The organism is Pseudomonas sp. Bc-h (assembly GCF_002080045.1).
Classification (GTDB): domain Bacteria; phylum Pseudomonadota; class Gammaproteobacteria; order Pseudomonadales; family Pseudomonadaceae; genus Aquipseudomonas.
The window spans coordinates 12,417-37,009 of record NZ_MUIN01000006.1 but is presented as its reverse complement, the minus strand read 5'-3'; the positions used below and the strand labels follow the sequence as shown (position 1 = coordinate 37,009).

Below are 24,593 nucleotides of genomic sequence, written 5' to 3'. Positions count from 1 at the left end.
AGATGCTATTTGGCCACCCTTGATCGACTGAACGGTTCGGTTATTGACTTTGTTTGAGCTATAATCGCCGCCCTTTTTTGAATCACCTCTCGGGCGATTTCCCATGACCAGACAGGCCGCCGAAGTCGCGAAACGCCGCACTTTCGCCATTATTTCCCACCCCGACGCCGGTAAGACCACCATCACCGAAAAGCTTTTGCTGATGGGCAAGGCCATTGCCGTCGCCGGTACGGTGAAATCCCGCAAATCCGATCGCCATGCCACGTCAGACTGGATGGAGATGGAGAAGCAGCGGGGTATTTCCATTACCACGTCGGTCATGCAGTTCCCGTATCGCGAACACATGATCAACCTGCTCGACACCCCGGGCCACGAAGACTTCTCCGAAGACACCTACCGCACGCTGACCGCGGTGGACTCGGCATTGATGGTGCTCGACGGCGGTAAGGGTGTAGAGCCGCGGACCATCGCCCTGATGGACGTCTGCCGTCTGCGTGACACGCCGATCGTCAGCTTCATCAACAAGCTGGACCGCGACATCCGTGACCCGATCGAACTGCTCGACGAGATCGAAGCGGTCCTGAAGATCAAGGCTGCGCCGATCACCTGGCCGATCGGTTGCTACCGCGACTTCAAGGGTGTGTACCACCTGGCCGACGACTACATCATCGTCTACACCGCCGGTCATGGGCATGAGCGCACTGAAACCAAAATCATCGAGAAGCTGGACTCTGACGAGGCCCGCGCCCATCTGGGCGACGAGTACGACCGCTTCGTCGATCAACTCGAGCTGGTGCAGGGCGCCTGTCATGAGTTCAATCAGCAGGAGTTTCTCGACGGCCAGTTGACCCCGGTATTCTTCGGTACTGCGCTGGGTAACTTCGGTGTCGACCATGTGCTCGATGCGGTCGTCGACTGGGCCCCGCTGCCGCTGCCGCGTGTTGCCAACGAGCGGACCGTCGAGCCAGTCGAGGAGAAGTTCTCAGGCTTCGTGTTCAAGATTCAGGCGAACATGGACCCCAAGCACCGCGACCGTATCGCGTTCATGCGCATCTGCTCGGGCAAGTACGACAAGGGCATGAAAATGCGCCATGTCCGCACTGGCAAGGACGTACGCATCGGTGACGCGCTGACGTTCTTCTCCAGCGAGCGTGAACAGCTGGAAGAAGCCTACGCCGGCGACATCATCGGCCTGCACAACCACGGCACGATCCAGATCGGCGACACCTTCACCGAAGGCGAGGCGCTGGGCTTCACCGGTATCCCGCACTTCGCTCCGGAACTGTTCCGTCGTGTGCGTCTGAAGGATCCGCTGAAATCCAAGCAGCTGCGTCAGGGTCTGCAACAGCTCGCCGAAGAAGGCGCCACGCAGGTGTTCTTCCCGACGCGCAGCAACGACATCATTCTGGGCGCCGTCGGTGTGCTGCAGTTCGACGTAGTCGCCAGCCGCCTGAAGGAAGAATACAAGGTCGAATGCGCCTACGAGCCGATCACCGTGTGGTCAGCCCGATGGATCGACAGCAGCGACAAGAAGAAGCTCGAGGAATTCGAGAACAAGGCCGTGGAAAACCTGGCCATGGACGGCGGTGGTCACCTGACCTATCTGGCGCCGACCCGGGTCAACCTGGCCCTGATGGAAGAGCGCTGGCCGGATATCAAATTCCGTGCGACGCGTGAGCATCATTAAGGGCCATTGAGCTATAACGGCTGGTGATCGTTCCCACGCTCCGCGTGGGAATGCCGACCGTGACGCTCCGCGTCATCCTACTGCGGGACGCGGAGCGTCCAGGATGCATTCCCACGCAGAGCGTGGGAACGATCATTCACCTTCGATCCCTCCCACAGAAGCTGCTCACCACTGCGAACACGTCTACTTGACCACCATCCCCACTCCCCGCCCACGCGGGTCGGACGCGGTTTCGACTTTCGCGCCGTCGACTTTGATCGCCTGCACATTGCCCATCGACCAGCCTTGATCCTTGAGCGTGTAGCCCATGGTCTGCAACTCCTCGGCAACCGGGGTGGGCAATGGCGCGAATTTCTCGGTAAAGATCGTGTCTTTGGGCAGCAACTGGTGATGCACTCGCTGCGCCGCCACTGCGTCCTTCAACGGCATGTGGAAATCGTAGAGGTTGTTCAGCACCTGAAAGACCGTGGTGAAAATCCGTGAACCGCCCGGCGTGCCCAACACAAGAGTCACGGCGCCGTCGCGGGTCACCAGGCTCGGACTCATCGACGACAGCATGCGCTTGCCCGGTTCGATGGCATTCGCATCTCCACCTACCACGCCAAACGCATTGGCCACGCCCGGCTTGGAGCTGAAGTCGTCCATCTCATCGTTCATCAAAAAGCCCGCGCCCTTGACCACTACGCCGCTGCCGTAGTCCCAGTTGAGGGTGTAGGTATTGCTGACGGCGTTGCCGCTGGAGTCGACGATGGAAAAGTGTGTGGTCTGGTTAGATTCAAGCCCGGCCTTGATGTTCTCGGTCGGTGAAATGCCGTTCGGGTTGACCTCGTGCGCGCGCTGGACCAGATACACATGGTCTGTCAGTTGGCTGACGGGCGCCTTGGAGAAGTCCGGATCGCCGAGGTAGTTAGCGCGGTCAGCGAACACACGCTTTTCGATCTCCGCCAACAGGTGAATGTAGCGCGCGGAGTTCAGCGGCACGCCTTTGAAGTCGTCGCTCAATTGCTGCTTGATGCCGATCAGCTGTGCCAGTGCCACACCGCCCGAGCTGGGCAGCGGCGCGGTGTAGAGGGTGTTGCCGTCGAAGTTGACGCGCAACGGCTTGCGCCATACCGCCTTGTAACCGGCCAGATCCTGCCTGGTGATCAGGCCGTTGTCGTGCTGCATCTGCGCCACCAGCAAGTCAGCCGTCTGCCCCTGATAGAACTCGTTGGCGCCCTTGTCGGCGATCCGCTCCAGGGTCTTGGCCAGCTCCGGCTGGCGGAAGGTCTCGCCGCTTTTCATGCCGCCGAAGTAATCGCTGAAGTTTGTCTTGCCGTTGAGCTGCTTGATCGCCGCTTCGCCGTACATGTACTGCTTGTCGGCCACTGTGAAACCGTTCTTCGCATAGCCGATGGCCGGGGTCAGCAGTTCGGCCCAAGGCAATTTGCCGAATTTCTGATGTGCTTCCCACAAGCCCATCACCGTGCCGGGCACGCCGGAAGCGCGGGCACCAACCAGGCTCATGCCAGGGATCACGTTGCCCTTTTCATCCAGGTACATGTCGCGGCTCGCCGCCTTGGGCGCGGTTTCGCGGTAGTCGAGGAAGTAGGGTTTGCCCTTCATGAACAGGGTCATGAAGCCGCCTCCGCCGATGTTGCCTGCTTCGGGGTAGGTCACGGCCAGCGTAAAGGCGGTGGCGACCGCGGCATCAACGGCGTTGCCGCCCTTTTTCAGGATTTGCGCCGCCACTTGCGCGCCATACTGGTCGGGCGCTGCAACGGCGCCGCCTTCAAGCGTAATTGCATAAACGGGTGAGCTGGCGGCGAAGATCACCGACAAGGCGAGGGTCTTGAGGGTCACGACTCGCATGGGGCTTCCTTAATGAGCTGATGCGACAGCTTCGTACGCGCGTGCTGTATGAAAGCTGTCTGAAGGCTGACGAGACTAACGATCCAGTCACTCATTAATGATGAAACTTCCCGCAAACGCAAACGGCCACCAGAAGGTGGCCGTTCATTGCACGTCAGAGGCGGATCAACCTTTGAGCATGTCGTGCTTGATCCACTCGATCACCGACGTGCGCTTGGGCACCCAACCCAGCAACTCGCGGGCGTTCTTGCCGCGGACCCGGCTGTTGGAGCCCAGGCCGTAGTTGGCCATCTCATAGCCCCATTCTGCTTCTGCATCTTTCAGCGGCCAGTCCTGAGATTTACCAAGCCCCATCGCTTCGGCCATGGCATTGGTCATGTCGACGAAAGATGCTTCCCCGCTTTCGACGAAGTAGAAAGTGCCCGCCGGGTTCTTCTCCAGCGCCAGGGCGTACAGCTCTGCCACATCTTCGATGAACACGTTGGACCAGACGTTTTCGCCCGGGCCGACGTGACGCACGATACCGCTTTTGCGGGCCTGTTTGAGCAGGCGCGGCAACTGCACGCTGTCGCGGTCTACGCCCAGGCTCAAGCCGTAGATCAGGGTGTTGCAGATCACGGCCGAACGTACGCCGTCTTTCGCCGATGCGATGACCAGATCGTCGATGGCAACCCGTGCGGCCTTGTCAGGCGTCGCGGCCGGGAGCTTGTCTTCAAAGAAGACCTGGCCGCCGCCCTTGCCGCCGGACGCATCACCGACGATGCTCGACCCGCTGGTGTGCAGGAGCGGCTTGTTCGAACCTTTCAAACCTTCGATCAGTGCTTCGACCGCACCACGGTGGTCACTGCTAGCGGCGTTGATCACGCCGTCGGATCTGCGCGCCTGCTCGATCAGCATGGCCCTGTCGTCGAGCGTGCCAATCACCGGAACGATACCCAACGCTGTCATTTCATCGGCCTGCTCGGCGCTGCGCACCAGGCCAGTGACTTGATGGCCCTTTTTGACCAGGCTCGTTGCGATGGAGCCACCGATAAAACCTGCGGCGCCGGTAATGAAGATGTTCATGCGATGACTCCCTGTTGCTGTAAATGATGGAGTCAGTATCAGCCTGTGATTCGATACGAAAAAGGCAGTTGAGCCCAAATGACTATTGCGTGCAGTTCACGAATAGCCGATTCACCACCACTCTCTGTAGCAGTGCGGCTTGCCGGCGGAGGCGCCCTCGACATCGCTACCGCGGCAAGCCGGACTTCTACACAAGCTCACAGCACCAGCCGCTCACGCCGCAGGTTCAGCGCCAGCACGCTGCTCAACACAACGACCGAACCCACGACCACCATGACCGAGGGCATTTCTCCGAGCAGCACCGAGGCGATGGCGATAGCCATGGGCGGGGTCAGGTACAGGCTCATGGAGGCGCGGCTGACCTCCATGTGTTTCAACACGTACGCCCACGCCAGATAGGCCAGCGCACTAGGGAAGAAACCGAGCACGCCCACGGCAACGTTGACCCGCAGCGGGGCATTGACGATTTCCCCCATGAGCCCCGGAAGGTAAATGAGCAGGAAAAAAGTCCCGGCCCAGATCGTGTAGCAGACCATGGTCAGGCCGTCGTAACGATGGCTATAGCGCTTCTGCAGCGAGAAATACACACTCCAGGAAAACGCCGCGAGCAGGACCAACAAACCCCGCGCATCGATGTGGCCGAAACCGCGATCGCCGGTGATGACAATTGCAACGCCGACCAGTCCCCACGCCACACACGTCCAGCGCCAGCCGCTGACGCGCTCCTTGAACACAAAATGCGCGAGCAGTGCAGTGAACAGCGGCATCGATTGAATCAGCACGCTCGATGCCCCGGCACTGACGCCCGACTGGCCGAAATTCAGCGCGATGTGGTGCAGGCTGACCGCGAAAAAACCCAGCACGCCGAGCAGCGGCAGGTCCTTGATACGCGGCAGGGAGATGCGTAACGAAGAAGCGATGATCGCCATGAACAATGAGGCGATGATGAATCGCAGCAGGGCCAGGTGCTGCGGGTCATAGCCTTGCAGACCAATGCGAATCCCGGTCGGGGAGAAGCCCCAGCAGGCGATGACGAAGAAGGTTGCCGCCGCCACTTTCAGGCCCTGCCAGCGCACGCCTGAATCTTCCGAACCGCCCGTTACCGCAACCGGCTCACTTGCCACGCTCATGTCGATGCTCCCGTCCGCAGACGTTTTGCCCGCGCTTGGCTGCGAGTATCGAAACAACTTATGCTCACCACAACCGAACAATAATGACTCAACCATTCACTTTTGGTGATGCATGGAACTGGCTCAGATTCGCATGTTCAAGACAGTTGCCGACACCGGCAGCATCGCTCGCGCCGCCGAGGTTCTGCATTGCGTCCCGTCGAACATCACGGCCCGGATCAAGGCACTGGAAGCCGAGCTCGGCACCGATCTGTTTTTCCGGCACGGTCGGGGCTTGCGCATCAGCCCGGCCGGGGAAATTTTTCTGACGTACGCGGGGCGAATGCTCAGCCTGGCGGACGAAGCCAAGCGTGCGGTGCACCCCGATGCAACCCCTTCAGGCCCCTTGCGCATCGGCGCCATCGAGTCGTCAGCCACTTCACGATTACCCCGATTGCTCGCACGTTTTCACGCGCGCTATCCAGACGTGTCTCTGGAGCTGACGACCGGCACCGGCCCGCAACTGCTGGATGCCACGCTCAACCACAAACTCGACGGTGCAATTGTGGCGATTGATGTGAAGCGCCCTCGACTCAAGCGCACGTCGATGTATCGCGAGGATCTGGTGCTGATCGCTGCCGAATCCCTGGGGCCGATCCGTAGCGCGGCGGATCTGCAGGGCAAGTCGATTTTCATGTGGCCTGAAGGTTGCCCGTATCGCGCGGCGCTTGAGCGCTGGCTGCTGAACAATGGCCAGACGCAGCCGATCATCAGCATCGCCAGCTACGGCACTATCGTCGGCTGCGTCAGTGCCGGTGCGGGCGTGGCGCTGGTGCCCAAGGGGGTGTTCGAGCAATACCACAAGGGCTCGGGCTGGGTCGGTTACGAATTCCCGGAACTGACGTCTGTCGACAACCTGTTCTACTGGCACGAGAACGCCGAACACCATCCGGCGCGCGAGGCATTCGTGGAGATGTTGCGGGCGGAGTTCAGTGGTGTTCGACCGGTATGATCATCATCCGGATTGGAATGCGAATGTGGGAGGGAGCTTGCTCGCGAATACCAGCGCCCAGTCACTGAAAAATCATGCGAATGTACCGACCCTTTCGCGAGCAAGCTCCCTCCCAAAGGGGCCAGGTACATCCAGGAGAATGGGCGTTGAATCAAGCCGCATAATTCGCCAGCTTCTGCTGTATGAAATCCAGAAAACACTGAATACGCAGAGCCAGTTGCGAGTTGCGGTAGTACACCGCATGAATCGGCTGGCGATAACCACTGTTGGCTTCCGGCAGAATGACTTTCAGACGCCCTGAGCGGATGTCTTCGTGGGTCATGAAGTGCGACAGGCAGACGATGCCCTCCCCCGCCAACGCCAGCTGACGCAGGGTTTCGCCACTGGACGCCGAGACCGTTGGGTGAATGAACAAACGATCGCCGTCGGCATGCCGCAAAGGCCAGTGATTGAGGGTCTCGGTCTGAGTGAAACCCAGCAGCGAATGCTCGCCCAGCGCCTCCACCGTTTCAGGCGTGCCGTGCTGTTTCAGGTATTCGGGGCTGGCCAGAATGTTCAGCGGGCTGGTGCCCAGCGAGCGCGCATGCAGCGTCGAGTCGGCGAGCGTGCCGATGCGTATCGCCACGTCGGTGCTCTGCTCCAGCAGGTCGATGATCAAGTCGTTGCTGTTCAACTCCAACTGAATGTCCGGATACATTGCCCGAAATTCCGCCACATAAGGCACGATGGAGTGCAGCATGAACGGCGAAGCAGCGTTGATTCGCAAACGCCCTGAAGGCGTCTGCTGACGCAGCGACATGCGCTCTTCCAGCTCTTCCATCTGCCCGAGAATCTGCCTGGCCCGTTCGAGGAAAAACTTGCCCTCCTCGGTCAGGTCCATGCGCCGAGTCGTGCGATTGATCAGCGTGGTGTCGAGCTTGGCTTCAAGCCGCGACAAGGTGCGACTGATGGCCGAAGGCGTCTGGCCTATCTGCTCGGCTGCGGCCGAAATAGAGCCGCTTTCGATCACTGAAACGAACACCTGCAACTCATCGGATCTGGCTTTCACTGTTGTCCTCCGCTCAAAGGCAGGCTGGATATTAGCGCTGTTTCGAGCAAAAGACAGAGCGCTCATGAAGGGGCGCTCACGGCAACAGTCCGGCAAGACGATAGGCCGCGATGGTGTTGTCGAACGCGCTCAAATCATCACGCCCGCGCGCGACCAGTTGCGCGCCTTCGACGGCTGCGTAAATCGCCAGCGCCTGGGCGTGCTTCTGTTCCTCGGTCAACTCCGGACGGCACACCGACAACACCTCAGACAGCCAACGCACGTTGACCTCGATGAACGCGTCGACTTCGACGCGAACCTCGGGCGGCAAGTCCTCGTATTCCGCCGACATGATGCCGCACAGGCACATGCGGTTGTCGTTGACCAAGGCCATGCGAAAAATCCCGGTGTAGCCCCTCATCCAGTCGTCGAGGTTGTCTGAGTCAGCGCGCAAACCCTCGAAGTACGTCACGCCATCTTCGGTGTAGCGTTTGGCAAGCGCTTGGCCCAAATCGCCCTTGGTGGGGAAGTGGTAGTGAATGCTCGCGCTCTTGATGCCAACTTCCTTGGCCAGTTCACGAAAGCTCAAGCCATTGTAGCCGCGGGTCTGCACCATTTTTCGGGCAGCCGCCATGATCGATTCCCGGGTATCGGTCGTCACAATTTACCTTCCTATCGATAGATAGACGTTGACAGCTCAAACATTCTCGGCGCAGTGTATACCTACCGATAGGTAGACAGCTATGGAGCTCGCATGAAAGTTTTCGATATTCCCGGTTTCCCCAACCCGCTTCGGGTCCGAATTGCACTCGCTGAAAAAGGCCTGGCGTCAAAGGTGGAGTTCATCAAGATCGACCTGCCCGCCGCAGAGCACAAGCAACCGGCGTTCCTCGCAATTAACCCGCTAGGCACTGTGCCGGTCCTGCAACTGGACGACGGCACCAATATTTCCGAATGCACCGCGATTACCGAATACCTCGACAATCAGGACGGCAACCCGACCCTCACCGGCAAAACGCCGAAGGAGAAGGCCATCATCCACATGATGCAGAGGCGTGCCGAATCCGAACTGGAAAACCCCATCGGCTTTTACTTCCACCACTCGACGCCCGGGCTCGGTGCGGGCTTGCAGCCGTACAAGAGCCCTGAGTGGGAAGGTCGTGTGGAATGGGGTAATCGTCAGCGCGACAAGGCCGTGGCCGGCATGAAGTACTTTGACCAGGTGCTGCGCAGTCAGCCCTATGTCGCCGGAGAAGCGTTCTCCATGGCCGACATCACGGTCTACGCCGGACTGGTTTTCGCAGGTTTCGCCAGCGTCGACATTCCTGAGGAATGCACGGCGCTGGTCGCCTGGCAGGCCAGGGTCCAAGAGCGCCCAAGCGTGAAAACCCCGGCCTGATCCACACAAAACCCGCACAGCGCGATCAGGCTGTGCGGGGCTTTTTGGGGTAGCCGATTCAGACGCCGAACACAGCCGCCAGATGCGCTTCGTAGCGCTTCATATCGGCTTCGATGTTCGGCACCTTCATCACGTCTACCGCCAGGAAAGTCGGCAGAGCGGTCATGCCCAGGAACTGGTTGGCCTTGTGGAACGGGAAGTACACAGCGTCCACGCCCTTGGCTTCGAAGAAGTCGGTCGGGTCGTCGAAGGCTTGCTGCGGGGCATTCCAGGTTGCCGAGATCATGTATTGCTTACCCTGCAACAGGCCGCCGCTGCCGTACTTCTGCGAACTGTCGGAACGGGTGCGACCATCGTTGGCGTAGAGGCTGCCGTAGCCTTCGGTGAAAACTTCGTCGATGTACTTTTTCACCGTCCACGGCGCGCCCATCCACCAGCCTGGCATCTGCCAGACGATCACGTCAGCCCACAGAAACTTTTGCACTTCTTCGGCAACGTCGTAGCCGCCGTCGATGAAAGTCTGCTTAACGTCGAAACCAGCGCGGTCCATGAATGCCAGTGCAGCGTCGTGCAGTGTTGCGTTGTAGCGGCCTTCGGAATGAGCGAATTGTTTGCCGCCGTTCAGGAACAGTACTTTTTTCATTTGAGCCTCGTCGTTGCCCGGGCCGTCAGCCAGTCATGGCTTGGGCGAGCGTCGGAAGATGGGAAGGGTTGGAAACTGGAATGGAGGGCAGGATAACGATTTGGCGGGCGCGGAATAAGCAACAGTGATGCAAAAAGCTTTTGCCTTGAAAGCATGAATAATAGCGAGATTGTTAACTTGGCTTTTTAACCCGATATCAACAGGTGCAGACCCAGCAGGCCCATGCCGATGAAAAACACGCGCTTGAAGACCACGGCGCTGATGCGCTGGCGCAGCCATTGGCCGAGCATCATGCCGATTAACGCGGGGACCACGGCCAGTAATGAGGCGCTCATTTCTGCACCGCCCAACGCGCCGTTCCAGAACAGCCCGGCGCCCAGTGCCAGGCTGGATACGGTGAACGACAAGCCCAGCGCCTGCACCAGCTGATTACGATCAAGCCCGAGGCCTTGTATGTAGGGCACGGCGGGAATCACGAACACGCCGGTCGCCGAAGTGATCAACCCCGTAATCAAACCGCACAACGGCCCCAACCAGGGTTCGGCGCGGGGCGGCACCTTGAGCGTCGGCAGGAACAGGCCGCACAGCGCATAAATGAATAATGCCCCACCGAGCGCACGCCCCATCGAATGAGCGCCGTCCATTCCCAACACGTACGAGCCCAATCCGGTCCCCACTGCAATCATCGCCAGCAGGGGCCAGAGCCGCTTGAGCGAACTGCGCAGATGCCCGCCCGCCGCCAGTTGCCAGAGATTGGTAAAGGTCGAGGGAATCAGCAGCAGCGCCGCAGCCTGCGTCGGTAACATAGCCACCCCGAGCAACCCCATCGCCACGGTAGGCAGCCCCATGCCGATCACGCCCTTGACCGTGCCTGCCAGCAAGAAGGCCATAAGGACCAGACCTGTCAGGCTCCAACCGATGTTCTGATACAGCGAGAAGAATGTGTTCATGGGCTCATACTGAGCCTGTGCCGCACGATTGAAAATCTGCGATATATTGATCCAGCCTTCGGCTATGCCAGAACCACCAGGATTTTCTGCTTTTCCAAAAACCTGCATTACAGAGCAAAGTAAGTTCTTCCCCCAGCTGGGTGTCCACCGAATCGGGGGAGCATCACAGGGCACGCCATGCATTTCGACCTGATCGACCTCAAGCTTTTCCTCCATGTCTGCGAAGCCGGGAACATTACTGGCGGAGCCTCTCGTAGCCATTTGTCTCTGGCATCAGCGAGTGCGCGGATTCGCGGGCTGGAATCCGCGCTGGGCATCACAATGCTCGAACGAGGACGACGCGGCGTCACCCCGACCGCAGCAGGCAAAGCGCTTGCGCAACATGCGCGGCTGATCCTGCAGCAGGTAGAACGTCTGCAGGCCGATCTCACCGAGTACGCCCAAGGTTTCAAAGGTCAGATTCGCCTTCTGTGCAACACCTCGGCGCTGAGCGAATACCTGCCGGAGCGTCTGGCCGAATACCTTGCCCGTTACCCGAATATCGACATCAACCTGGAAGAGCACCCTAGTCTGAGGATTCTTCACGCGGTGCGGCATGGCACGGCTGATATCGGCATTATTTCCAACGCCGTTGATGCCAGCGACCTGCAGACCCTGCCCTTTTGCGCCGATCCGTTAACCCTGATCATGCCAGCCAGCCACCCCTTGGCCGAACATGACACGCTGCGTTTCAGTCAGACCTTGCAGTACGAATTCGTCGGGCTTGGGGTCAACAGCGCCATGTCGATTTATCTTGAGGAACAAGCGCTGCATCTGGGCCACCGCATCAAAACGCGGGTACGCGCCGAGAGCTTCGATGGCGTGATGCGCATGGTGATACGGGGCGCCGGGCTGGGCGTCGTACCTCGGGCTGCAGTCGAGCGCTTCCAGCAGGCCGGGCGACTGAAAAGCCTGCCATTGAGCGACAGTTGGGCCGATCGCGAGTTGCTGCTGTGCGCACCTGACTTCGATGCCCTGCCCGAATACGCCAAGGCACTGGTGCGTCATCTAAGCGAAAAAACTGCGTTTCCAGGCACCTCGATGTCGAGCCCAGACAACTGAGCCGTCCCAGACACCCCTAAGGTGTGCGAGCGCAACTTTCGCCACCCTCTTCTGGAGCTGTCATGAGCAAGCCAATCATCGTTCTTCGCGACACCACGCCACTGCCCGTCGTCGACGCCTGCAAATGGGAACGCATCGGCGGTGACCCGCACACCGTCAACCTCAACGCCTATACCAGCGCCGATGGCGAAAAGATCATGGGCACCTGGATCTGTACGCCGGGCAAATGGTTCGTGGAATACGTGAAGTGGGAATACTGCGACTTCCAGGAAGGCTACTGCATCATCACCCCTGAAGGTCAGGAGCCAATTCACTTGAAGGCCGGCGACAAGTTCATCATCGAACCAGGCATGAAAGGCACCTGGGAAGTGGTCGAGACCGTGCGCAAGTACTTCGTTTTTGCCTGATTCCCCAACGGGCACAATTCCCCTGTAGCCGTGCGGCTTGCCGACGGTGGCGCTCAGGAAATCACCACCGCGGGCCAGCCATGCCGCTGCAGATGTCGGACTCGATCAGGCAAGGTTTTCGCACCACCGGCTGAGCGTGCGTATGAACTCCACCGATGCAGCGCTCTGCCAGGCATTGCGTCGACGCAGCAGTGCGGCGCTGCGTTGCGGGGCGCCGTCACGCAGGGGAATGGCGTGGACGCGCCGCTCCTGGCTTGCCGTGGCCTGCGGCAGGATGGTGGCGACCGGCACATGGCGAATGATCTCCAGAATCGCGCTTACCGAATTGGCCTGCATGTCCACGGTCGGCGCGATGCCATGCTCGCGGCAGTAGTCGTCGATGCAGGTGCGGGTGAAGAAGTCCTTGGTCAGCAACACCAGCGGCAGGCCTGCCAGCTCTTCGCCTGTCAGGGCCTCCTCACGGCCAAATTGCGGGTGAACCTGACCGACCATCACGCTGAGCGTTTCCACGAACAGCGGCTCGCACTCAATATCCGGGTCACGCACATCAGTGAAGGCGATCGCCAGATCCAGACTGTCATCGGCCAGTCGCGCTTCGATCTCGCCCATGGACAACTCGAAGACGCTCAGCCGAATGCCGGGGTGTCTGCTGCTGAACTCACGGATCAGCGGCCCTGCCAGATAGGCCATGAACGTCGGCGTCATCGCCAGACGCAACGTCCCTCGCGACAGGTCCTTCACGTCATGGATCGCACGCTTGCCCGCCTCCAGATCGCGCAAGACCTTGCGCGCGTATTCGATATAGGCCGCGCCCGCATCGGTCGGGCGCACCAAGCGTGCCGAGCGGTCCAGCAACTCGGCACCGAGGGATTCTTCGAGCTGTTTGATCTGCTGCGACAGGGTCGGCTGCGAGACATGCAGCGCCTGTGCAGCACGGCTGAAATTGCCGTGATCGGCCACGGCCAGCAGGTATTTGAGATGGCGCAGAAGCATGGCGAGTCTCTATAGGCTGTACTTATAGAAACTATTGTAGATCGGTCTTGGACGCTATAGCAGGAGAAGATCAGTATCGATCCCACAGCCACTCACCACCAGGTGAAACACCATGAAAGCGCTAATCGATGGTCTGCTCAAATTCCAGAGCGAAGCATTTCCAAAACGGGCCGAACTGTTCAAACACCTCGCCAGCACGCAAAACCCGGCCACTCTGTTCATCACCTGCTCAGACAGCCGCGTGGTACCGGAATTGCTGACCCAGCAAGAGCCCGGCGAGCTGTTCGTGATCCGTAACGCCGGCAACATCGTGCCCTCCTACGGCCCGGAGCCGGGCGGTGTTTCCGCTACCGTCGAATACGCCGTCGCCGTTCTGGGCGTGACCGACATCGTCATCTGCGGCCACTCCGACTGCGGCGCCATGACCGCCATCGCCCAGTGCAAATGCATGGATCACCTGCCTGCGGTCGCCAGCTGGTTGCGCCACTCAGAGTCCGCTCGGGTGATCAACAGCGCCCGCACTCACACCAGCGATACCGCACGTGTCGGCTCGATGGTCCGTGAAAACGTCATCGCCCAACTGGCCAACATTCAGACCCACCCGAGCGTGCGCCTGGCGCTGGAACAAGGCCGCCTGAACCTGCACGGCTGGGTCTACGACATCGAAACCGGCTCGGTCGACGCACTCGACGGTACTGCCCGTCGCTTCGTGCCGCTGGCCAGCCATCCGCACACCTACGCGTTACAACGCCTGCGTAACAGCGACGTCGCTTGATACCGCCCCGGAACCCACGAAGCACTGTACTTACCTGCTAACCACTGAGGATGCACACCATGCAACAGTCCAACGCCTACCAGGATCCATCCCTGGCCCTGACCGCCAAGATCATCGACATCAAGTCGCAGAAAGGCCTGTCGTTCGAACAACTGGCTGACGGTACCGGCCTGAGCCTGACCTACGTCACCGCGGCCCTGCTGGGTCAGCACCCGTTGCCCGCCAACGTCGCGCAGATCATCGGCCAGCGCCTGGAACTCGACGATGACGACGTGCGCCAACTGCAATCCATTCCCTTGCGCGGCAGCATCGGCAACGGCGTGCCCACCGACCCGACCGTCTACCGTTTCTACGAGATGATTCAGGTCTACGGCACCACGTTGAAAGCCATCGTCCACGAGCAGTTCGGCGACGGCATCATCAGCGCCATCAACTTCAAGATGGACATCAAGAAAGTCGAAGATCCAGAAGGCGGTTCCCGCGCGGTGATCACTCTGGATGGCAAGTTCCTGCCGTACAAACCGTTCTGAGCGTCCCCCCGCAACACCCAGTGCCCGGCATATGTCGGGCACTTTTTTGCCTGCAACCGAACGGCCTCGGCGGGCATCCCGAACATTGAGACGATCTATCGCATCAATGAGCGTTTTGGACACGAAAGCCTTTGCGGAACGCTATAGGATTAACTCCGTCATAGAGATGATCGGGATGAACCTCCGATCATCCGAGTCCATTCCCGGGCCGCAATCCAAGGGCCGACCAACGGAGTTCTTTGTCATGTCTGAAGTCACGATCTACACCACCAACACCTGCCCGTACTGCGTAGCGGCGAAAAACCTGCTGAAGGCCAAGGGCGTGAGTTACAACGAAATCAACGTCCAGACCTCGATGGACCAGCGCAACATCATGATGGAGCGCAGCGGACGTCGTACCGTGCCGCAGATTTTCATTGGCGAGCATCACGTGGGTGGGTTCGACGACATGGCGCTGCTGGAACGCAAAGGCGAGTTGAACGCGCTGCTGGCGGGTTAAGCGCCGACAGGTTTCCATTTCTGCCAAGTCCACTTGCCATTTGAAACATTTCCCCCGTAGCGGGTTTTTCCTAGCATCCCCCGACGTCGTCGACGCCTGGTTCGCCAGCAATCACGTATCCAAGGGGAATGCACATGTCCGATGCAACCGAACGTCTGTGGGGCGCGCGCTTCAAATCCGGCCCGGCCGAGGCAATGGCCAATCTGTCGCGCTCGCCCAGCGTCTATTTCCGCATGACGCCCTATGACGTCGCAGGCTGCAAGGCCCACGCCCACGAGCTTGAACGTGCCGGGCTGCTGGATGCCGACGAGACGCAGCGCATCATCGCGACCCTGCAATCGATCGATGAAGACTTCGCCGCCGGCAAGGTGCAGCCCATCCCCGCGGACGAAGACGTGCACACCTTCATCGAACGTCTGCTGACCGAACGCCTCGGCGCGCTGGGTGGCAAGCTGCGTGCCGGTCGCTCGCGCAACGACCAGACCGCCAACGACATGCGCCTGTTTCTGCGCGATCAGATTCGCGTCCTGACGCTGTCGATTCTAGACCTGCAAAAAGCGCTGGTCGGCCAGGCCGAACAGCACATCAACACCATCGCGCCAGGCTTCACGCATCTACAGCAGGCCCAGCCGATTGTCTTCGCCCATCATTTGATGGCCCACGCACAGGCGATTCATCGAGACATTCAGCGTCTGCAGGATTGGGATCGCCGATTCAACCTTTCGCCATTGGGCGCTGCTGCCATGGCCGGTTCAGCCATTGCGCGGGACCTGCAAAGCTCTGCCGCAGAACTGGGTTACGCAGGCCCCTGCGAAAACTCAATCGACGCCGTTGCCAGTCGCGACCATGTGGCCGAATTTCTGTTCTGCGCCAGCATGCTGGGCATCAACATTTCACGCATGGCCGAAGAGTTCTGCATCTGGACCTCACGGCAGTTCCGCTGGATCGAGCTGGACGACGCCTACGCCACTGGCAGCTCGATCATGCCGCAGAAAAAGAACCCTGATATCGCCGAACTGGCCCGTGGAAAATCCGGGCGCCTGATCGGTTCTCTGACCGCGATCCTGGCGGTGCTCAAGGCACAGCCGCTGTCGTACAACCGCGACCTGAGCGAAGACAAGCACGCCATTTTCGACGCCGTAGATACCCTGAATCTGGTGCTGCCCGCTTTCGCTGGAATGGTCAGGACCATGACCGTGCGCACCGATGAGTTGCTGCGTCAGGCGCCGCTGGGTTTCACCCTTGCCACGGAAGTCGCCGACTGGCTGGCCGTGCGCGGCGTGCCCTTCAAGGAAGCGCATGAAATCACCGGGCAACTGGTGCAGCTGTGTGAAGAGCAGGACATCGGCCTGGAAGAATTGACCCCGCAGATGCTGGCGGATACCGATGCGCGCCTGACACCGGACGTGCTGCAAGCCCTGACGCTGGATGCCGCGCTGGCAGCCCGCAGTGGTTGGGGTGGAACATCGCCGGTACGGGTGGCGGAGCAGATTGAGCGGTTCAGGCAGAACCTGTTGGCGCAGGAAAAGTGGGCCAAGGATTACAGCGGCCCGCGCGCGTAACGCCCTCTGCCTGACCTGACAATGATGGTGTAGGAGACCTGAGGGTATCAACGGCAATGATGTTGTGAGAGAGGCTGGAGAAATTTGTGGGAGACGCCGGAGGTCACGACGGCAGCGATGGCGGCGTACCTGACACACCGCTTTCGCTGCCGTCGTGACCTCCGGCGTCTCCCACAGGTACAACGCGATCGAAAATCACCTATTCCTTCTTTAAATACCCTTCAATCACCGCCGAAAAATCCTTGCCGCCGTCGCCGCGCAGGCTCATCGCCTGATACAGCTGCTGCGCCACAGCCCCTAGAATCACTGGCTGACGCGCGACCTTCGCGGCTTCGGTGGCTAGCCCCAGATCCTTGAGCATCAGCTCGGCGCCAAACCCTCCGGTATACCCCCGCGAAGCCGGCGCGGTTTCGACAATGCCGGGCCAGGGGTTGTACATCTCCGAACTCCAGCAACGGCCAGTAGAGCTGTTGATGATGGTTGCCAGAATCGCCGTATCGATCCCCAGACGATCCCCCAGCGCCATGGCCTCGGCGACGCCGATCATGGAAATCCCCAGCAGCATGTTGTTGCAGATCTTGGCGATCTGACCGGTGCCGACATCGCCGCAATGCACGATGTTGCGGCCCATCTGCGCGAGGATCGGTTTGAGCACCGTGAAGTGCTCAAGACTCGCGCCCACCATGAACGTCAGCGTGCCCGCCTGCGCCCCGCCGGTGCCACCCGATACCGGCGCATCGCCGACCACGACACCCTGCTTCGCTGCAACCGCTGCCACATCACGAATGGTCTGCGGATCGATGGTGCTGCAATCCACGGCGGGCACGCCAGCAGCAATTCCGGCCAGCACGCCGTCTTCATTCAGGTAAACCGCGCGAACATGCGCAGCGGCAGGCAGCATGGTGATCAACAACTCCGCGCCTTCTACCGCGTGTTTGGGCGACTCGCTGATGCGGCTGCCCAACTCTGCGAGTTCTGCCAGCACCTGCTTGTTGAGGTCGAACAGGTGCAACTGATGCCCGGCCCGGATCAGGTTCCGCGCCATCGGGGCGCCCATGTTGCCCAGGCCGATAAATGCGATTTTCATGGTGTTCTCCCTTCCTCAGATTCAGATACGTCTTGCCCGATCTCGAAACCACCCTTCAAAGCCCTGCCTCACGCCGATCACCGTGGGAGGGAGCTTGCTCGCGAAAGCGGTGTGTCAGTTTTCATTGAAGTCACTGATCCAACGCATTCGCGAGCAAGCTCCCTCCCACAAGGGGCCGGCGCCAAACATTCCATAGCAAAGCATCAAGATATCGGTGAAACCTGGCTCGATTTCTTCATCGCAAATTGATCGTCGTGTTCACCCCGTCATTCACGCTGTCGTCATCGAACCAGCGGCTGGTGACGGTCTTGGTCTGAGTGTAGAACTGCACCACCTGTTTGCCGTACGGGCCCAGATCGCCGAGTTTGGAGCCGCGCGAGCCGGTGAAGCTGAAGAACGGAACCGGCACTGGAATCGGGATATTGATGCCGACCTGGCCGATGTCGATCTCGTTCTGGAATTTGCGCGCGGCCGCTCCGCTCTGGGTGAACAGGCCTACGCCATTGCCGAACGGATTGGCGTTGACCAGCTCGATGGCCTGATCCAGCGTGTCGACCTCGAGTACCACCAGCACCGGACCGAAGATTTCCTGGGTGTAGATCTGCATCTGCGTGGTCACGCCGGTGAACAGCGTCGGGCCGACAAAGTTGCCGTTCTCATAACCTGCGACCGTGATGCCGCGCCCGTCCAGTTCGAGTCGGGCGCCTTCCTTCACGCCGCTTTCGATCAGGTCGAGAATCCGCTGTTTGGCACGCTTGGAAATGACCGGGCCGACGTCAGTGCCCGGCTCGTTGCCCGCATTAACCTTGAGCTTCTGCGCCAGCGTCTTGAGTTCGGGAACCCACTGCTTCGAGGCGCCAACCAGCACCACCACCGAGGTCGCCATGCAACGTTGACCGGCCGCGCCAAAACCTGCCCCGACCAGAGCATTGAGCGTCTGCTCGCGGTTGGCGTCGGGCAGCACCACGGCATGGTTTTTCGCGCCCATCATCGATTGCACGCGCTTGCCGTGTTTGCCAGCCAGGTCGTAGACATGAGTGCCCACTGCCGTCGAACCGACAAACGAAACCGCTTTGATGTCCTTGTGGGTGCAGATGGCATCGACCACTTGCTTACCGCCGTGCACCACATTCAATACGCCAGCTGGCACGCCCGCCTCGACTGCGAGTTCGACCAGCAACATGGTCGACATCGGGTCCTGCTCGGACGGTTTGAGCACGAAAGTGTTGCCGCAGGCGATGGCCATCGGGAACATCCACAGCGGAATCATCGCCGGAAAGTTGAACGGCGTGATGCCTGCGCAGACGCCGATGGGTTGGCGCAGCGTGTACGTATCGACGCCGCCTGCGACGTTCTCGGCAAACTCGCCCATCTGCAGCGTGCCGATGGAACAGGCATGTTCGACCACTTCAAGACCACGGAAAATATCGCCCTCCGCGTCAGCGATGGTCTTGCCCTGTTCGGCGCTAAGCACCACGGCGATGCGCTTTGAATGCTCGCGAATCAGCGCCTGCAACTTGAGCATGATGCGCATGCGGGCGCCAATCGGGGTGTGGCGCCAGGTCTGGAAGGCCTTCTGCGCAGCAGCAACGGCCGCATCGACTTCAGCAGTGGTCGCGAACGGCACTTTCGCCAGCACTTCCTGAGTTGCGGGGTTGATCACATCCAGCCACTCGCCGGTCTGCGATTCGACCCATTCGCCGTCGATCAGCATCTTCACATGGGCCACAGTGGTGTTGTTTTTATTGAGTGAAACGTTCATTGCAGGATTCTCCATTCGGGGTGGCACCGCTGAGACAGACTCAGGCGGCAAGCCGTGCTGCTACAGATGTTCGATCCACGGCAAATTTGTTTCAGCCGATTCTTTGGCGTGGCGGGTCGCGCTTCATCAGCGCTGTACACACCAGTGCAATCAGCGCCATGCCGATCAGGTAAACAATCACGTAGTGCGGATTGCCACCGCCCATGGCCAACAGTTGCGTGGCAATCATCGGCGCGAAACCGCCGCCCAGCACACCGGCCAGTTGCACCGACACCGAGATGCCGCTGTAGCGAATTTCTGCCGGGAATTGCCGGGCGAACAGCAGCGATTCAGGCGCATAAAGGATCGGGAACACCACGCCCACCGCCAGCACCATCGCCCACCAGACCAGTACGGGATCGCGAGTGCCCAGCATGGCGAAGAAGGGATAAACAAAGGCGCAGAGCAGTAACAGGCCCACGAAATACAGGCGCTTCTGCCCTACCCTGTCGGAGATGTGTCCACACAACGGCATGGTCACCAGCGACAGAGCTGCCCCCGCGGTAATCGCCCCCAGCACATCGGCGCGAGGGATCTGCAGCTGGTTGGCGGCGTAGGCCAGCGCGAAGGTCACGGACATGTAGAACCAGGCGTTCTCAGCTGTGCGCGCGCCTATGATCGTCAGGGTTTCTCTGGGGTGATCGCGAAAGACCTTGAACAGCGGGACCTTGACCGCGATGTTGTCTTTTTTCAGCTTCTCGAAATCAGGCGACTCCGGGACTTTGAGACGAATCAGCCAGCCCACGCCGAGCAGCACCACGCTCGCCAGAAACGGAATGCGCCAGCCCCAACTGAGCATGTCTTCTTCGGGCATCTTTGCGACCATCGCCATGGCCAGCGACGCCAGCACCAAACCTGCGCCAACACCGGTCTGCGGCAGGCTGCCATAGAAACCTTTCTTGCCCTCCGGTGCATGTTCGACGGCCATCAGCACCGCCCCGCCCCACTCGCCGCCGACCGCCATGCCCTGGAGAAACCGCATCGCCACCAGGATCACTGCCGCCCAGTAACCGATCTGTTGATAGGTGGGAATCAGGCCGATGATGATCGTCGGGATCCCCATCAGCATGAGGGTGAAGAGCAGCATGGATTTGCGGCCGATCTTGTCCCCGAAGTGCCCGAACAATATTCCGCCCAGAGGACGCCCCAGAAAGCCCACGGCGTAGGTGGCGAACGCCGCCAGCACCCCGATGATCGGGTCCAGTGCAGGGAAGAAGATTTTGTTGAAGATCAATGCGGCAGCGGTGCCGTAGAGAAAAAAGTCGTACCACTCGATGGTCGTGCCCGCCATGCTCGCGGCACCGGCCAGCCGATAGGATTTGGCTTTCTTTGCAGAGCTGGCATCGAGTGCGCCGGCATCCGCCGTTATAGCGTTCTTCATAAACTCCTCCGCTTATTTATTGTTGTGCAGGGTGTTATGGCGTGTAGGTGGTTCGGTTCTTGGCGCGATCTCACTGCTGAATTGGCATACATGACCGTGGGAGGGAGCTTGCTCGCGAAAGGCCGGTACAACCAACCTGTCTCCAGAGCCTGTTCCATCGTCAGAAATACGGCTCAATCATGAGGTTGGATTGCTCCGTGCTTCGGAGTATAGATGTGCAAACTTCTAATAAGAACGCACATAAAAGCAGGTTCAACATGCAAAAAAACATCACGTCCCTGAGCGCTCTGAACTGGGATGACCTGAAGTTTTTTCTCGAAGTGGCACGCACGCGCAAGGCCAGTTCCGCAGCCAAGCGGCTTGGGGTGGACTACACCACCGTGTCACGACGGATCAACGCACTGGAAGCCTCACTGGGTACGCTGCTGTTCGAAAAGTCGCGCAACAACGGCTTCGTCCTGACCGCCGAAGGCCAGCGGTTGCTGGGCTCGGCGGAGTCCATCGAAAGCACTCTGCACATTGCCTGCGAACAGGTTTCCGGCTCAGGCGTGGCCTTGTCGGGTCATGTTCGCATGGGTTGCACCGAAGGCTTTGGCAGCTTCTTCATCACCCCGCAATTGAGCCACTTCACCGACACCTACCCCGCCATCTCGGTGGACATCCTGCCGCTGCCGCACTTCATCAGCCTGTCCAAGCGCGAGGCGGATATCGTCATCGCCCTGGAACGCCCGGAACACGGGCCTTACGTCTGCTGCAAACTCTGCGACTACAACCTTCGGCTGTACGCGACTCAGGAATATCTGGACCATCACGCGCCAATCAATAAAGTCGAAGACCTCGCCACACATCCTTTCATCAGCTACGTCGACGATCTGGCCTTCAGCTCCGAACTGCTCTACCTGAGCAACCTGCTCCCCGGCGCTCATGCCCACCTGCGCAGTACCAGCGTCATTGCCCAATACGTTGCGGCCCTTCAAGGCAGAGCCTTGGCGATCCTGCCGTGCTTTTTGGCCGCACAGGATTCACGACTGCTGCCGGTGCTGGAGACCGAGGTGGATATCACAAGGCAGTTCTGGATGTATTGCCGGGAGGATCTGCGCAAGCTCAAGCGGATCACCCTGTTGTGGGATTACATCCGCCAGACCACCGAGCAGAATCAGGCGTTTTTGTTGGGCCAGACCAAGGTGATGAGTTTTGTGGATTGACATCGTTCGCTCACAACCGCTTCGCTGCCCTCGTAACCTCGGACGTCTCCCACAGGTCCGCGACGCGCTGCAGATCTCTGGCCTATCGCAGATCCTGTGGAAGGCTGACTGTAAATCCATGATGTACCGCAGATGCTCTGAGAGACTCACTGTAAATCCATGATGTACCGCAGATCCTGTGGGAGACGCCGGAGGTCACGACGGCAGTGATGACAATCTCTCGGTTATCCAGCATTTCCAGCAGTTGCCAGCAAGCCGTGCTGCTAAAGAACCCAAAAAACCCGAAGAGTTACGTCTAGCAAGCACCTCGCCACCATAGTTTAGAAATCTCTGAACTATGCATTTGAGCTTTCCTATTCTTTCCGTTCATCGGCCGAACCTAAGATCGGCTCCAATAAAGGAGCCCGTCCAGAAGAGACACGGCCCGAAGATTGCCTTTTTCAGATGTGACTGCCGTTGTAACCCCGTTTCGGCTCGCGCCGAGGCGGAGCTATGTCAGGGCAGGTCTGTCGCCAGACGCAATCTTTGAGGACGTTCGATGAAACTGGAAATCTTCCGCACGATGTGGGGCTACACCGCCAGCAAGGCTCAGGCGCTTGATGAGCTGTTGGAAGCGGGGTTCGATGGCATGGAAGCGCGCCTGCCGCTGACGCCGGTCGAGCGGGCCGAATTCGGGGCTTTCCTGCGCGCCAATCGCCTGCCTTACATCGCTACGGTTTTCACCGCCTATGACGTCCTGCCGGAACAATCGGCAACCCTTGACGAACACCTCGTCGATCTCGAAAAGAAACTCGCCTGGTCCACCGAGCTGAACCCGCGCTTCGTCAACGTGCTGGCTGGCAACGATCGCTGGCAGCTGCCGCAACAGGTCGAGTTCTTCGGCCAGGCACTGGAACTGGCGCGCAAGCACGGCCAGATCGTCACCTTCGAAACCCATCGCGCACGCTCGCTGTTCAACCCTTGGGTAACGCTGGAGCTGATCCGCCAGTTACCCGACCTGCGTTTCACCAGCGACATCAGCCACTGGATCGTCACCTGCGAGCGTCTGCTTGATGACCCCGAGGACGACCTCAGCGCCTTCGTCGAACGCGTGCACCACATTCAGGCTCGGGTCGGTTATGACCAGGGCCCGCAAGTCCCTCACCCGGCCGGCCCCGAGCGTGCGAAAGAGCTGGCCTTCCATCAGCAACACTGGGAGGCCATCTGGAAGTCGCAGCAGGAACGCGGTTATCAGGTCACCACCCTGACCCCGGAATTCGGCGCCGACGGTTACTTGCATCACCTACCCTTCACCAACGTACCGGTGGCCGATCTGTGGTCGCTGAACGTGTGGATGGCCAAGACCGAACGTGAACATTTCCAGCGCTTCACCCACACAACAAGCCGATAAGGAGCGTTTCGCCATGCCTGATCAGTCTCAAGCGGCGGCACCAAAGGTCGCCAATTTCAGCAGCATTCCGGTGGTGGATATCGCCGGTCTGTTCAGCTCCAGCATTGCCGAGCGTCAGGCCGTGGCCGACGAACTGGGCAAGGCGGCGCGGGAAGTCGGCTTCCTGTACGTCAAGAGCCACGGCATCGAGCAGTCGTTGATCGACGGTCTGCGCCAGGCTGCCAAGGACCTGTTCGCTCAGTCCCTCGACTACAAGATGCAGCATTACATCGGCACTTCCCGCAGCCACAAAGGCTTCGTGCCGGAAGGCGAAGAGGTGTACGCCAAGGGCAAGCCGGACCACAAGGAAGCCTTCGACATCGGCTTCGAAGTGGGCGATGAAGACCCTCTGGTGATTGCCAAAACCCCGTTGATCGGCGCCAACGAATGGCCTGACCTGCCGGGCTTCCGTCCGGCCGTTGAAGCCTACTACGCCGCGGTGTTCGCCCTGGGTCGTCGCCTGTTCGACGGCTTCGCACTGGCTCTGGGCCTGGAAGAGGGCTATTTCGAGGCGATGGTTACGCGTCCGCCTTCCAAGCTGCGGCTCATCCACTACCCATTCGACGGCGCCGCACAAGACGCGCCCGGTATTGGTGCACACACCGACTACGAGTGCTTCACCATGCTGCTGGCCGACAAGCCGGGGCTGGAAGTGATGAACGATCTTGGCCAGTGGATCGATGCACCTCCTGTTGAGGGCGCGTTCGTGGTCAACATCGGCGACATGCTGGAGGTCATGACCGCTGGTACGTTCGTTGCTACAGCTCATCGGGTACGCACCGTCAGCGAAGAGCGTTACTCCTTTCCACTGTTCTTCGCCTGCGACTTCCACACTCAGATCAGACCGCTTGCGCAGTTTGAAACCGGCAGCAAGGACTACGAAGAGATCACCATCGGCGAACACATGTTCGGCCAGGCCTTGCAGACCTATCAATACCTGCGGCGCAAGGTCGAGAGCGGCGAGATCAAACTGTATGAAAAGGCGCGCAAGCCATCGAGCTTCGGCCACCTGAAAAATCAGGCACAGGACGCGTCCTGATGCTCAAGAAGATTTGCAAACACACCGTGCCTTACCTTCCT

General features: G+C 59.8%; 23 protein-coding genes. 12 read left to right on the top strand and 11 right to left on the bottom strand.

From position 1 onward, the window contains the following. Positions 1–103 precede the first annotated feature (103 nt). Complete coding sequence (locus BWR59_RS10735; protein ID WP_081565622.1) at positions 104–1,687, top strand: peptide chain release factor 3; 1,584 nt, start codon at positions 104–106, stop codon at positions 1,685–1,687. 183 nt (positions 1,688–1,870) lie between these two features. On the opposite strand, the gene ggt is transcribed toward BWR59_RS10735, so the two are convergent. From ggt to BWR59_RS10720, 3 genes are all read right to left on the bottom strand, one after another. Further along, positions 1,871–3,538 (bottom strand): gamma-glutamyltransferase, encoded by a 1,668-nt coding sequence (gene ggt, locus BWR59_RS10730; RefSeq protein WP_081565621.1) that lies wholly within the window; start codon positions 3,536–3,538, stop codon positions 1,871–1,873. A 165-nt stretch (positions 3,539–3,703) separates the two neighbouring features. Then, entirely contained in the window at positions 3,704–4,603 is a 900-nt protein-coding gene (locus BWR59_RS10725) for an NAD-dependent epimerase/dehydratase family protein (RefSeq protein WP_081565620.1), read from the bottom strand. Positions 4,604–4,800: 197 nt separating this feature from the next. Then, positions 4,801–5,733: a DMT family transporter gene (locus BWR59_RS10720; RefSeq protein WP_081565619.1), complete on the bottom strand. Its 933-nt coding sequence runs from the start codon at positions 5,731–5,733 to the stop codon at positions 4,801–4,803. Positions 5,734–5,845: 112 nt separating this feature from the next. Here BWR59_RS10720 and BWR59_RS10715 point away from each other — a divergent pair, with 112 nt between their 5' ends. Further along, positions 5,846–6,724 (top strand): LysR family transcriptional regulator, encoded by an 879-nt coding sequence (locus BWR59_RS10715; protein ID WP_081565618.1) that lies wholly within the window; start codon positions 5,846–5,848, stop codon positions 6,722–6,724. A 151-nt stretch (positions 6,725–6,875) separates the two neighbouring features. On the opposite strand, the gene BWR59_RS10710 is transcribed toward BWR59_RS10715, so the two are convergent. Together BWR59_RS10710 and BWR59_RS10705 are read right to left on the bottom strand one after the other, a co-directional pair. After that, a complete protein-coding gene (locus BWR59_RS10710; protein WP_081565617.1) occupies positions 6,876–7,772 on the bottom strand; it encodes a LysR family transcriptional regulator in 897 nt (298 codons plus the stop codon). A gap of 76 nt (positions 7,773–7,848) precedes the next feature. Continuing rightward, complete coding sequence (locus tag BWR59_RS10705; RefSeq protein ID WP_081565616.1) at positions 7,849–8,385, bottom strand: TetR/AcrR family transcriptional regulator; 537 nt, start codon at positions 8,383–8,385, stop codon at positions 7,849–7,851. Positions 8,386–8,505: 120 nt separating this feature from the next. Here BWR59_RS10705 and BWR59_RS10700 point away from each other — a divergent pair, with 120 nt between their 5' ends. Next, complete coding sequence (locus BWR59_RS10700; protein ID WP_081565615.1) at positions 8,506–9,150, top strand: glutathione S-transferase; 645 nt, start codon at positions 8,506–8,508, stop codon at positions 9,148–9,150. A 58-nt stretch (positions 9,151–9,208) separates the two neighbouring features. Here BWR59_RS10700 and BWR59_RS10695 read toward each other — a convergent pair whose 3' ends face one another. Beyond that, a complete protein-coding gene (locus tag BWR59_RS10695; RefSeq protein ID WP_081565614.1) occupies positions 9,209–9,793 on the bottom strand; it encodes an NAD(P)H-dependent oxidoreductase in 585 nt (194 codons plus the stop codon). Positions 9,794–9,978: 185 nt separating this feature from the next. Beyond that, positions 9,979–10,743 carry a sulfite exporter TauE/SafE family protein gene (locus BWR59_RS10690; RefSeq protein ID WP_081566018.1) on the bottom strand — a complete coding sequence of 255 codons (765 nt, stop codon included), beginning with the start codon at positions 10,741–10,743 and terminating at the stop codon, positions 9,979–9,981. Positions 10,744–10,920: 177 nt separating this feature from the next. Between BWR59_RS10690 and BWR59_RS10685 the strand changes: the two genes are divergently transcribed. Continuing rightward, complete coding sequence (locus tag BWR59_RS10685; protein ID WP_081565613.1) at positions 10,921–11,844, top strand: LysR substrate-binding domain-containing protein; 924 nt, start codon at positions 10,921–10,923, stop codon at positions 11,842–11,844. Positions 11,845–11,906: 62 nt separating this feature from the next. Beyond that, positions 11,907–12,251, top strand: a complete 345-nt coding sequence (locus BWR59_RS10680; RefSeq protein WP_081565612.1) for a cupin domain-containing protein — start codon at positions 11,907–11,909, stop codon at positions 12,249–12,251. Positions 12,252–12,356: 105 nt separating this feature from the next. On the opposite strand, the gene cynR is transcribed toward BWR59_RS10680, so the two are convergent. Continuing rightward, the gene (gene cynR, locus BWR59_RS10675) at positions 12,357–13,244 is read right to left on the bottom strand and encodes a transcriptional regulator CynR (protein WP_081565611.1); all 888 of its coding nucleotides are present in this window, start codon (positions 13,242–13,244) and stop codon (positions 12,357–12,359) included. Positions 13,245–13,356: 112 nt separating this feature from the next. Here cynR and BWR59_RS10670 point away from each other — a divergent pair, with 112 nt between their 5' ends. The 4 genes from BWR59_RS10670 to argH all read left to right on the top strand — a co-directional run bounded on the left by BWR59_RS10670 (position 13,357) and on the right by argH (position 16,610). Then, complete coding sequence (locus BWR59_RS10670) at positions 13,357–14,019, top strand: carbonic anhydrase (RefSeq protein ID WP_081565610.1); 663 nt, start codon at positions 13,357–13,359, stop codon at positions 14,017–14,019. A gap of 59 nt (positions 14,020–14,078) precedes the next feature. Further along, positions 14,079–14,549 carry a cyanase gene (gene cynS / locus BWR59_RS10665; protein WP_081565609.1) on the top strand — a complete coding sequence of 157 codons (471 nt, stop codon included), beginning with the start codon at positions 14,079–14,081 and terminating at the stop codon, positions 14,547–14,549. Positions 14,550–14,793: 244 nt separating this feature from the next. Further along, a complete protein-coding gene (gene grxC / locus BWR59_RS10660) occupies positions 14,794–15,048 on the top strand; it encodes a glutaredoxin 3 (protein WP_081565608.1) in 255 nt (84 codons plus the stop codon). Positions 15,049–15,182: 134 nt separating this feature from the next. Further along, positions 15,183–16,610, top strand: coding sequence for an argininosuccinate lyase (gene argH / locus BWR59_RS10655; RefSeq protein ID WP_081565607.1), 1,428 nt, complete (start codon positions 15,183–15,185; stop codon positions 16,608–16,610). Between the two features lie 199 nt (positions 16,611–16,809). Here argH and mmsB read toward each other — a convergent pair whose 3' ends face one another. The 3 genes from mmsB to BWR59_RS10640 form a co-directional block, all read right to left on the bottom strand. Then, positions 16,810–17,697: a 3-hydroxyisobutyrate dehydrogenase gene (gene mmsB, locus BWR59_RS10650; protein WP_081565606.1), complete on the bottom strand. Its 888-nt coding sequence runs from the start codon at positions 17,695–17,697 to the stop codon at positions 16,810–16,812. Positions 17,698–17,932: 235 nt separating this feature from the next. Continuing rightward, the gene (locus BWR59_RS10645; RefSeq protein ID WP_081565605.1) at positions 17,933–19,459 is read right to left on the bottom strand and encodes a CoA-acylating methylmalonate-semialdehyde dehydrogenase; all 1,527 of its coding nucleotides are present in this window, start codon (positions 19,457–19,459) and stop codon (positions 17,933–17,935) included. A gap of 91 nt (positions 19,460–19,550) precedes the next feature. Beyond that, positions 19,551–20,879 (bottom strand): MFS transporter, encoded by a 1,329-nt coding sequence (locus BWR59_RS10640; protein ID WP_081565604.1) that lies wholly within the window; start codon positions 20,877–20,879, stop codon positions 19,551–19,553. A 257-nt stretch (positions 20,880–21,136) separates the two neighbouring features. Between BWR59_RS10640 and BWR59_RS10635 the strand changes: the two genes are divergently transcribed. The 3 genes from BWR59_RS10635 to BWR59_RS10625 all read left to right on the top strand — a co-directional run bounded on the left by BWR59_RS10635 (position 21,137) and on the right by BWR59_RS10625 (position 24,552). After that, on the top strand, positions 21,137–22,084 hold the full coding sequence (locus tag BWR59_RS10635; protein ID WP_218191182.1) for a LysR family transcriptional regulator: 948 nt from the start codon (positions 21,137–21,139) through the stop codon (positions 22,082–22,084). A 538-nt stretch (positions 22,085–22,622) separates the two neighbouring features. Continuing rightward, entirely contained in the window at positions 22,623–23,474 is an 852-nt protein-coding gene (locus BWR59_RS10630) for a TIM barrel protein (RefSeq protein WP_081565602.1), read from the top strand. 13 nt (positions 23,475–23,487) lie between these two features. Next, positions 23,488–24,552 carry a 2-oxoglutarate and iron-dependent oxygenase domain-containing protein gene (locus BWR59_RS10625; protein WP_081565601.1) on the top strand — a complete coding sequence of 355 codons (1,065 nt, stop codon included), beginning with the start codon at positions 23,488–23,490 and terminating at the stop codon, positions 24,550–24,552. Positions 24,553–24,593 lie beyond the last annotated feature (41 nt).

Coding starts and splice junctions, on each gene's coding strand:
- BWR59_RS10735 (WP_081565622.1), top strand. CDS start 104: ATGACCAGACAGGCCGCCGAAGTCGCGAAACGCCGCACTTTCGCCATT.
- ggt (WP_081565621.1), bottom strand. CDS start 3,538: ATGCGAGTCGTGACCCTCAAGACCCTCGCCTTGTCGGTGATCTTCGCC.
- BWR59_RS10725 (WP_081565620.1), bottom strand. CDS start 4,603: ATGAACATCTTCATTACCGGCGCCGCAGGTTTTATCGGTGGCTCCATC.
- BWR59_RS10720 (WP_081565619.1), bottom strand. CDS start 5,733: ATGAGCGTGGCAAGTGAGCCGGTTGCGGTAACGGGCGGTTCGGAAGAT.
- BWR59_RS10715 (WP_081565618.1), top strand. CDS start 5,846: ATGGAACTGGCTCAGATTCGCATGTTCAAGACAGTTGCCGACACCGGC.
- BWR59_RS10705 (WP_081565616.1), bottom strand. CDS start 8,385: ATGGCGGCTGCCCGAAAAATGGTGCAGACCCGCGGCTACAATGGCTTG.
- BWR59_RS10700 (WP_081565615.1), top strand. CDS start 8,506: ATGAAAGTTTTCGATATTCCCGGTTTCCCCAACCCGCTTCGGGTCCGA.
- BWR59_RS10695 (WP_081565614.1), bottom strand. CDS start 9,793: ATGAAAAAAGTACTGTTCCTGAACGGCGGCAAACAATTCGCTCATTCC.
- BWR59_RS10690 (WP_081566018.1), bottom strand. CDS start 10,743: ATGAACACATTCTTCTCGCTGTATCAGAACATCGGTTGGAGCCTGACA.
- BWR59_RS10685 (WP_081565613.1), top strand. CDS start 10,921: ATGCATTTCGACCTGATCGACCTCAAGCTTTTCCTCCATGTCTGCGAA.
- BWR59_RS10680 (WP_081565612.1), top strand. CDS start 11,907: ATGAGCAAGCCAATCATCGTTCTTCGCGACACCACGCCACTGCCCGTC.
- cynR (WP_081565611.1), bottom strand. CDS start 13,244: ATGCTTCTGCGCCATCTCAAATACCTGCTGGCCGTGGCCGATCACGGC.
- BWR59_RS10670 (WP_081565610.1), top strand. CDS start 13,357: ATGAAAGCGCTAATCGATGGTCTGCTCAAATTCCAGAGCGAAGCATTT.
- cynS (WP_081565609.1), top strand. CDS start 14,079: ATGCAACAGTCCAACGCCTACCAGGATCCATCCCTGGCCCTGACCGCC.
- grxC (WP_081565608.1), top strand. CDS start 14,794: ATGTCTGAAGTCACGATCTACACCACCAACACCTGCCCGTACTGCGTA.
- argH (WP_081565607.1), top strand. CDS start 15,183: ATGTCCGATGCAACCGAACGTCTGTGGGGCGCGCGCTTCAAATCCGGC.
- mmsB (WP_081565606.1), bottom strand. CDS start 17,697: ATGAAAATCGCATTTATCGGCCTGGGCAACATGGGCGCCCCGATGGCG.
- BWR59_RS10645 (WP_081565605.1), bottom strand. CDS start 19,459: ATGAACGTTTCACTCAATAAAAACAACACCACTGTGGCCCATGTGAAG.
- BWR59_RS10640 (WP_081565604.1), bottom strand. CDS start 20,879: ATGAAGAACGCTATAACGGCGGATGCCGGCGCACTCGATGCCAGCTCT.
- BWR59_RS10635 (WP_218191182.1), top strand. CDS start 21,137: ATGCAAAAAAACATCACGTCCCTGAGCGCTCTGAACTGGGATGACCTG.
- BWR59_RS10630 (WP_081565602.1), top strand. CDS start 22,623: ATGAAACTGGAAATCTTCCGCACGATGTGGGGCTACACCGCCAGCAAG.
- BWR59_RS10625 (WP_081565601.1), top strand. CDS start 23,488: ATGCCTGATCAGTCTCAAGCGGCGGCACCAAAGGTCGCCAATTTCAGC.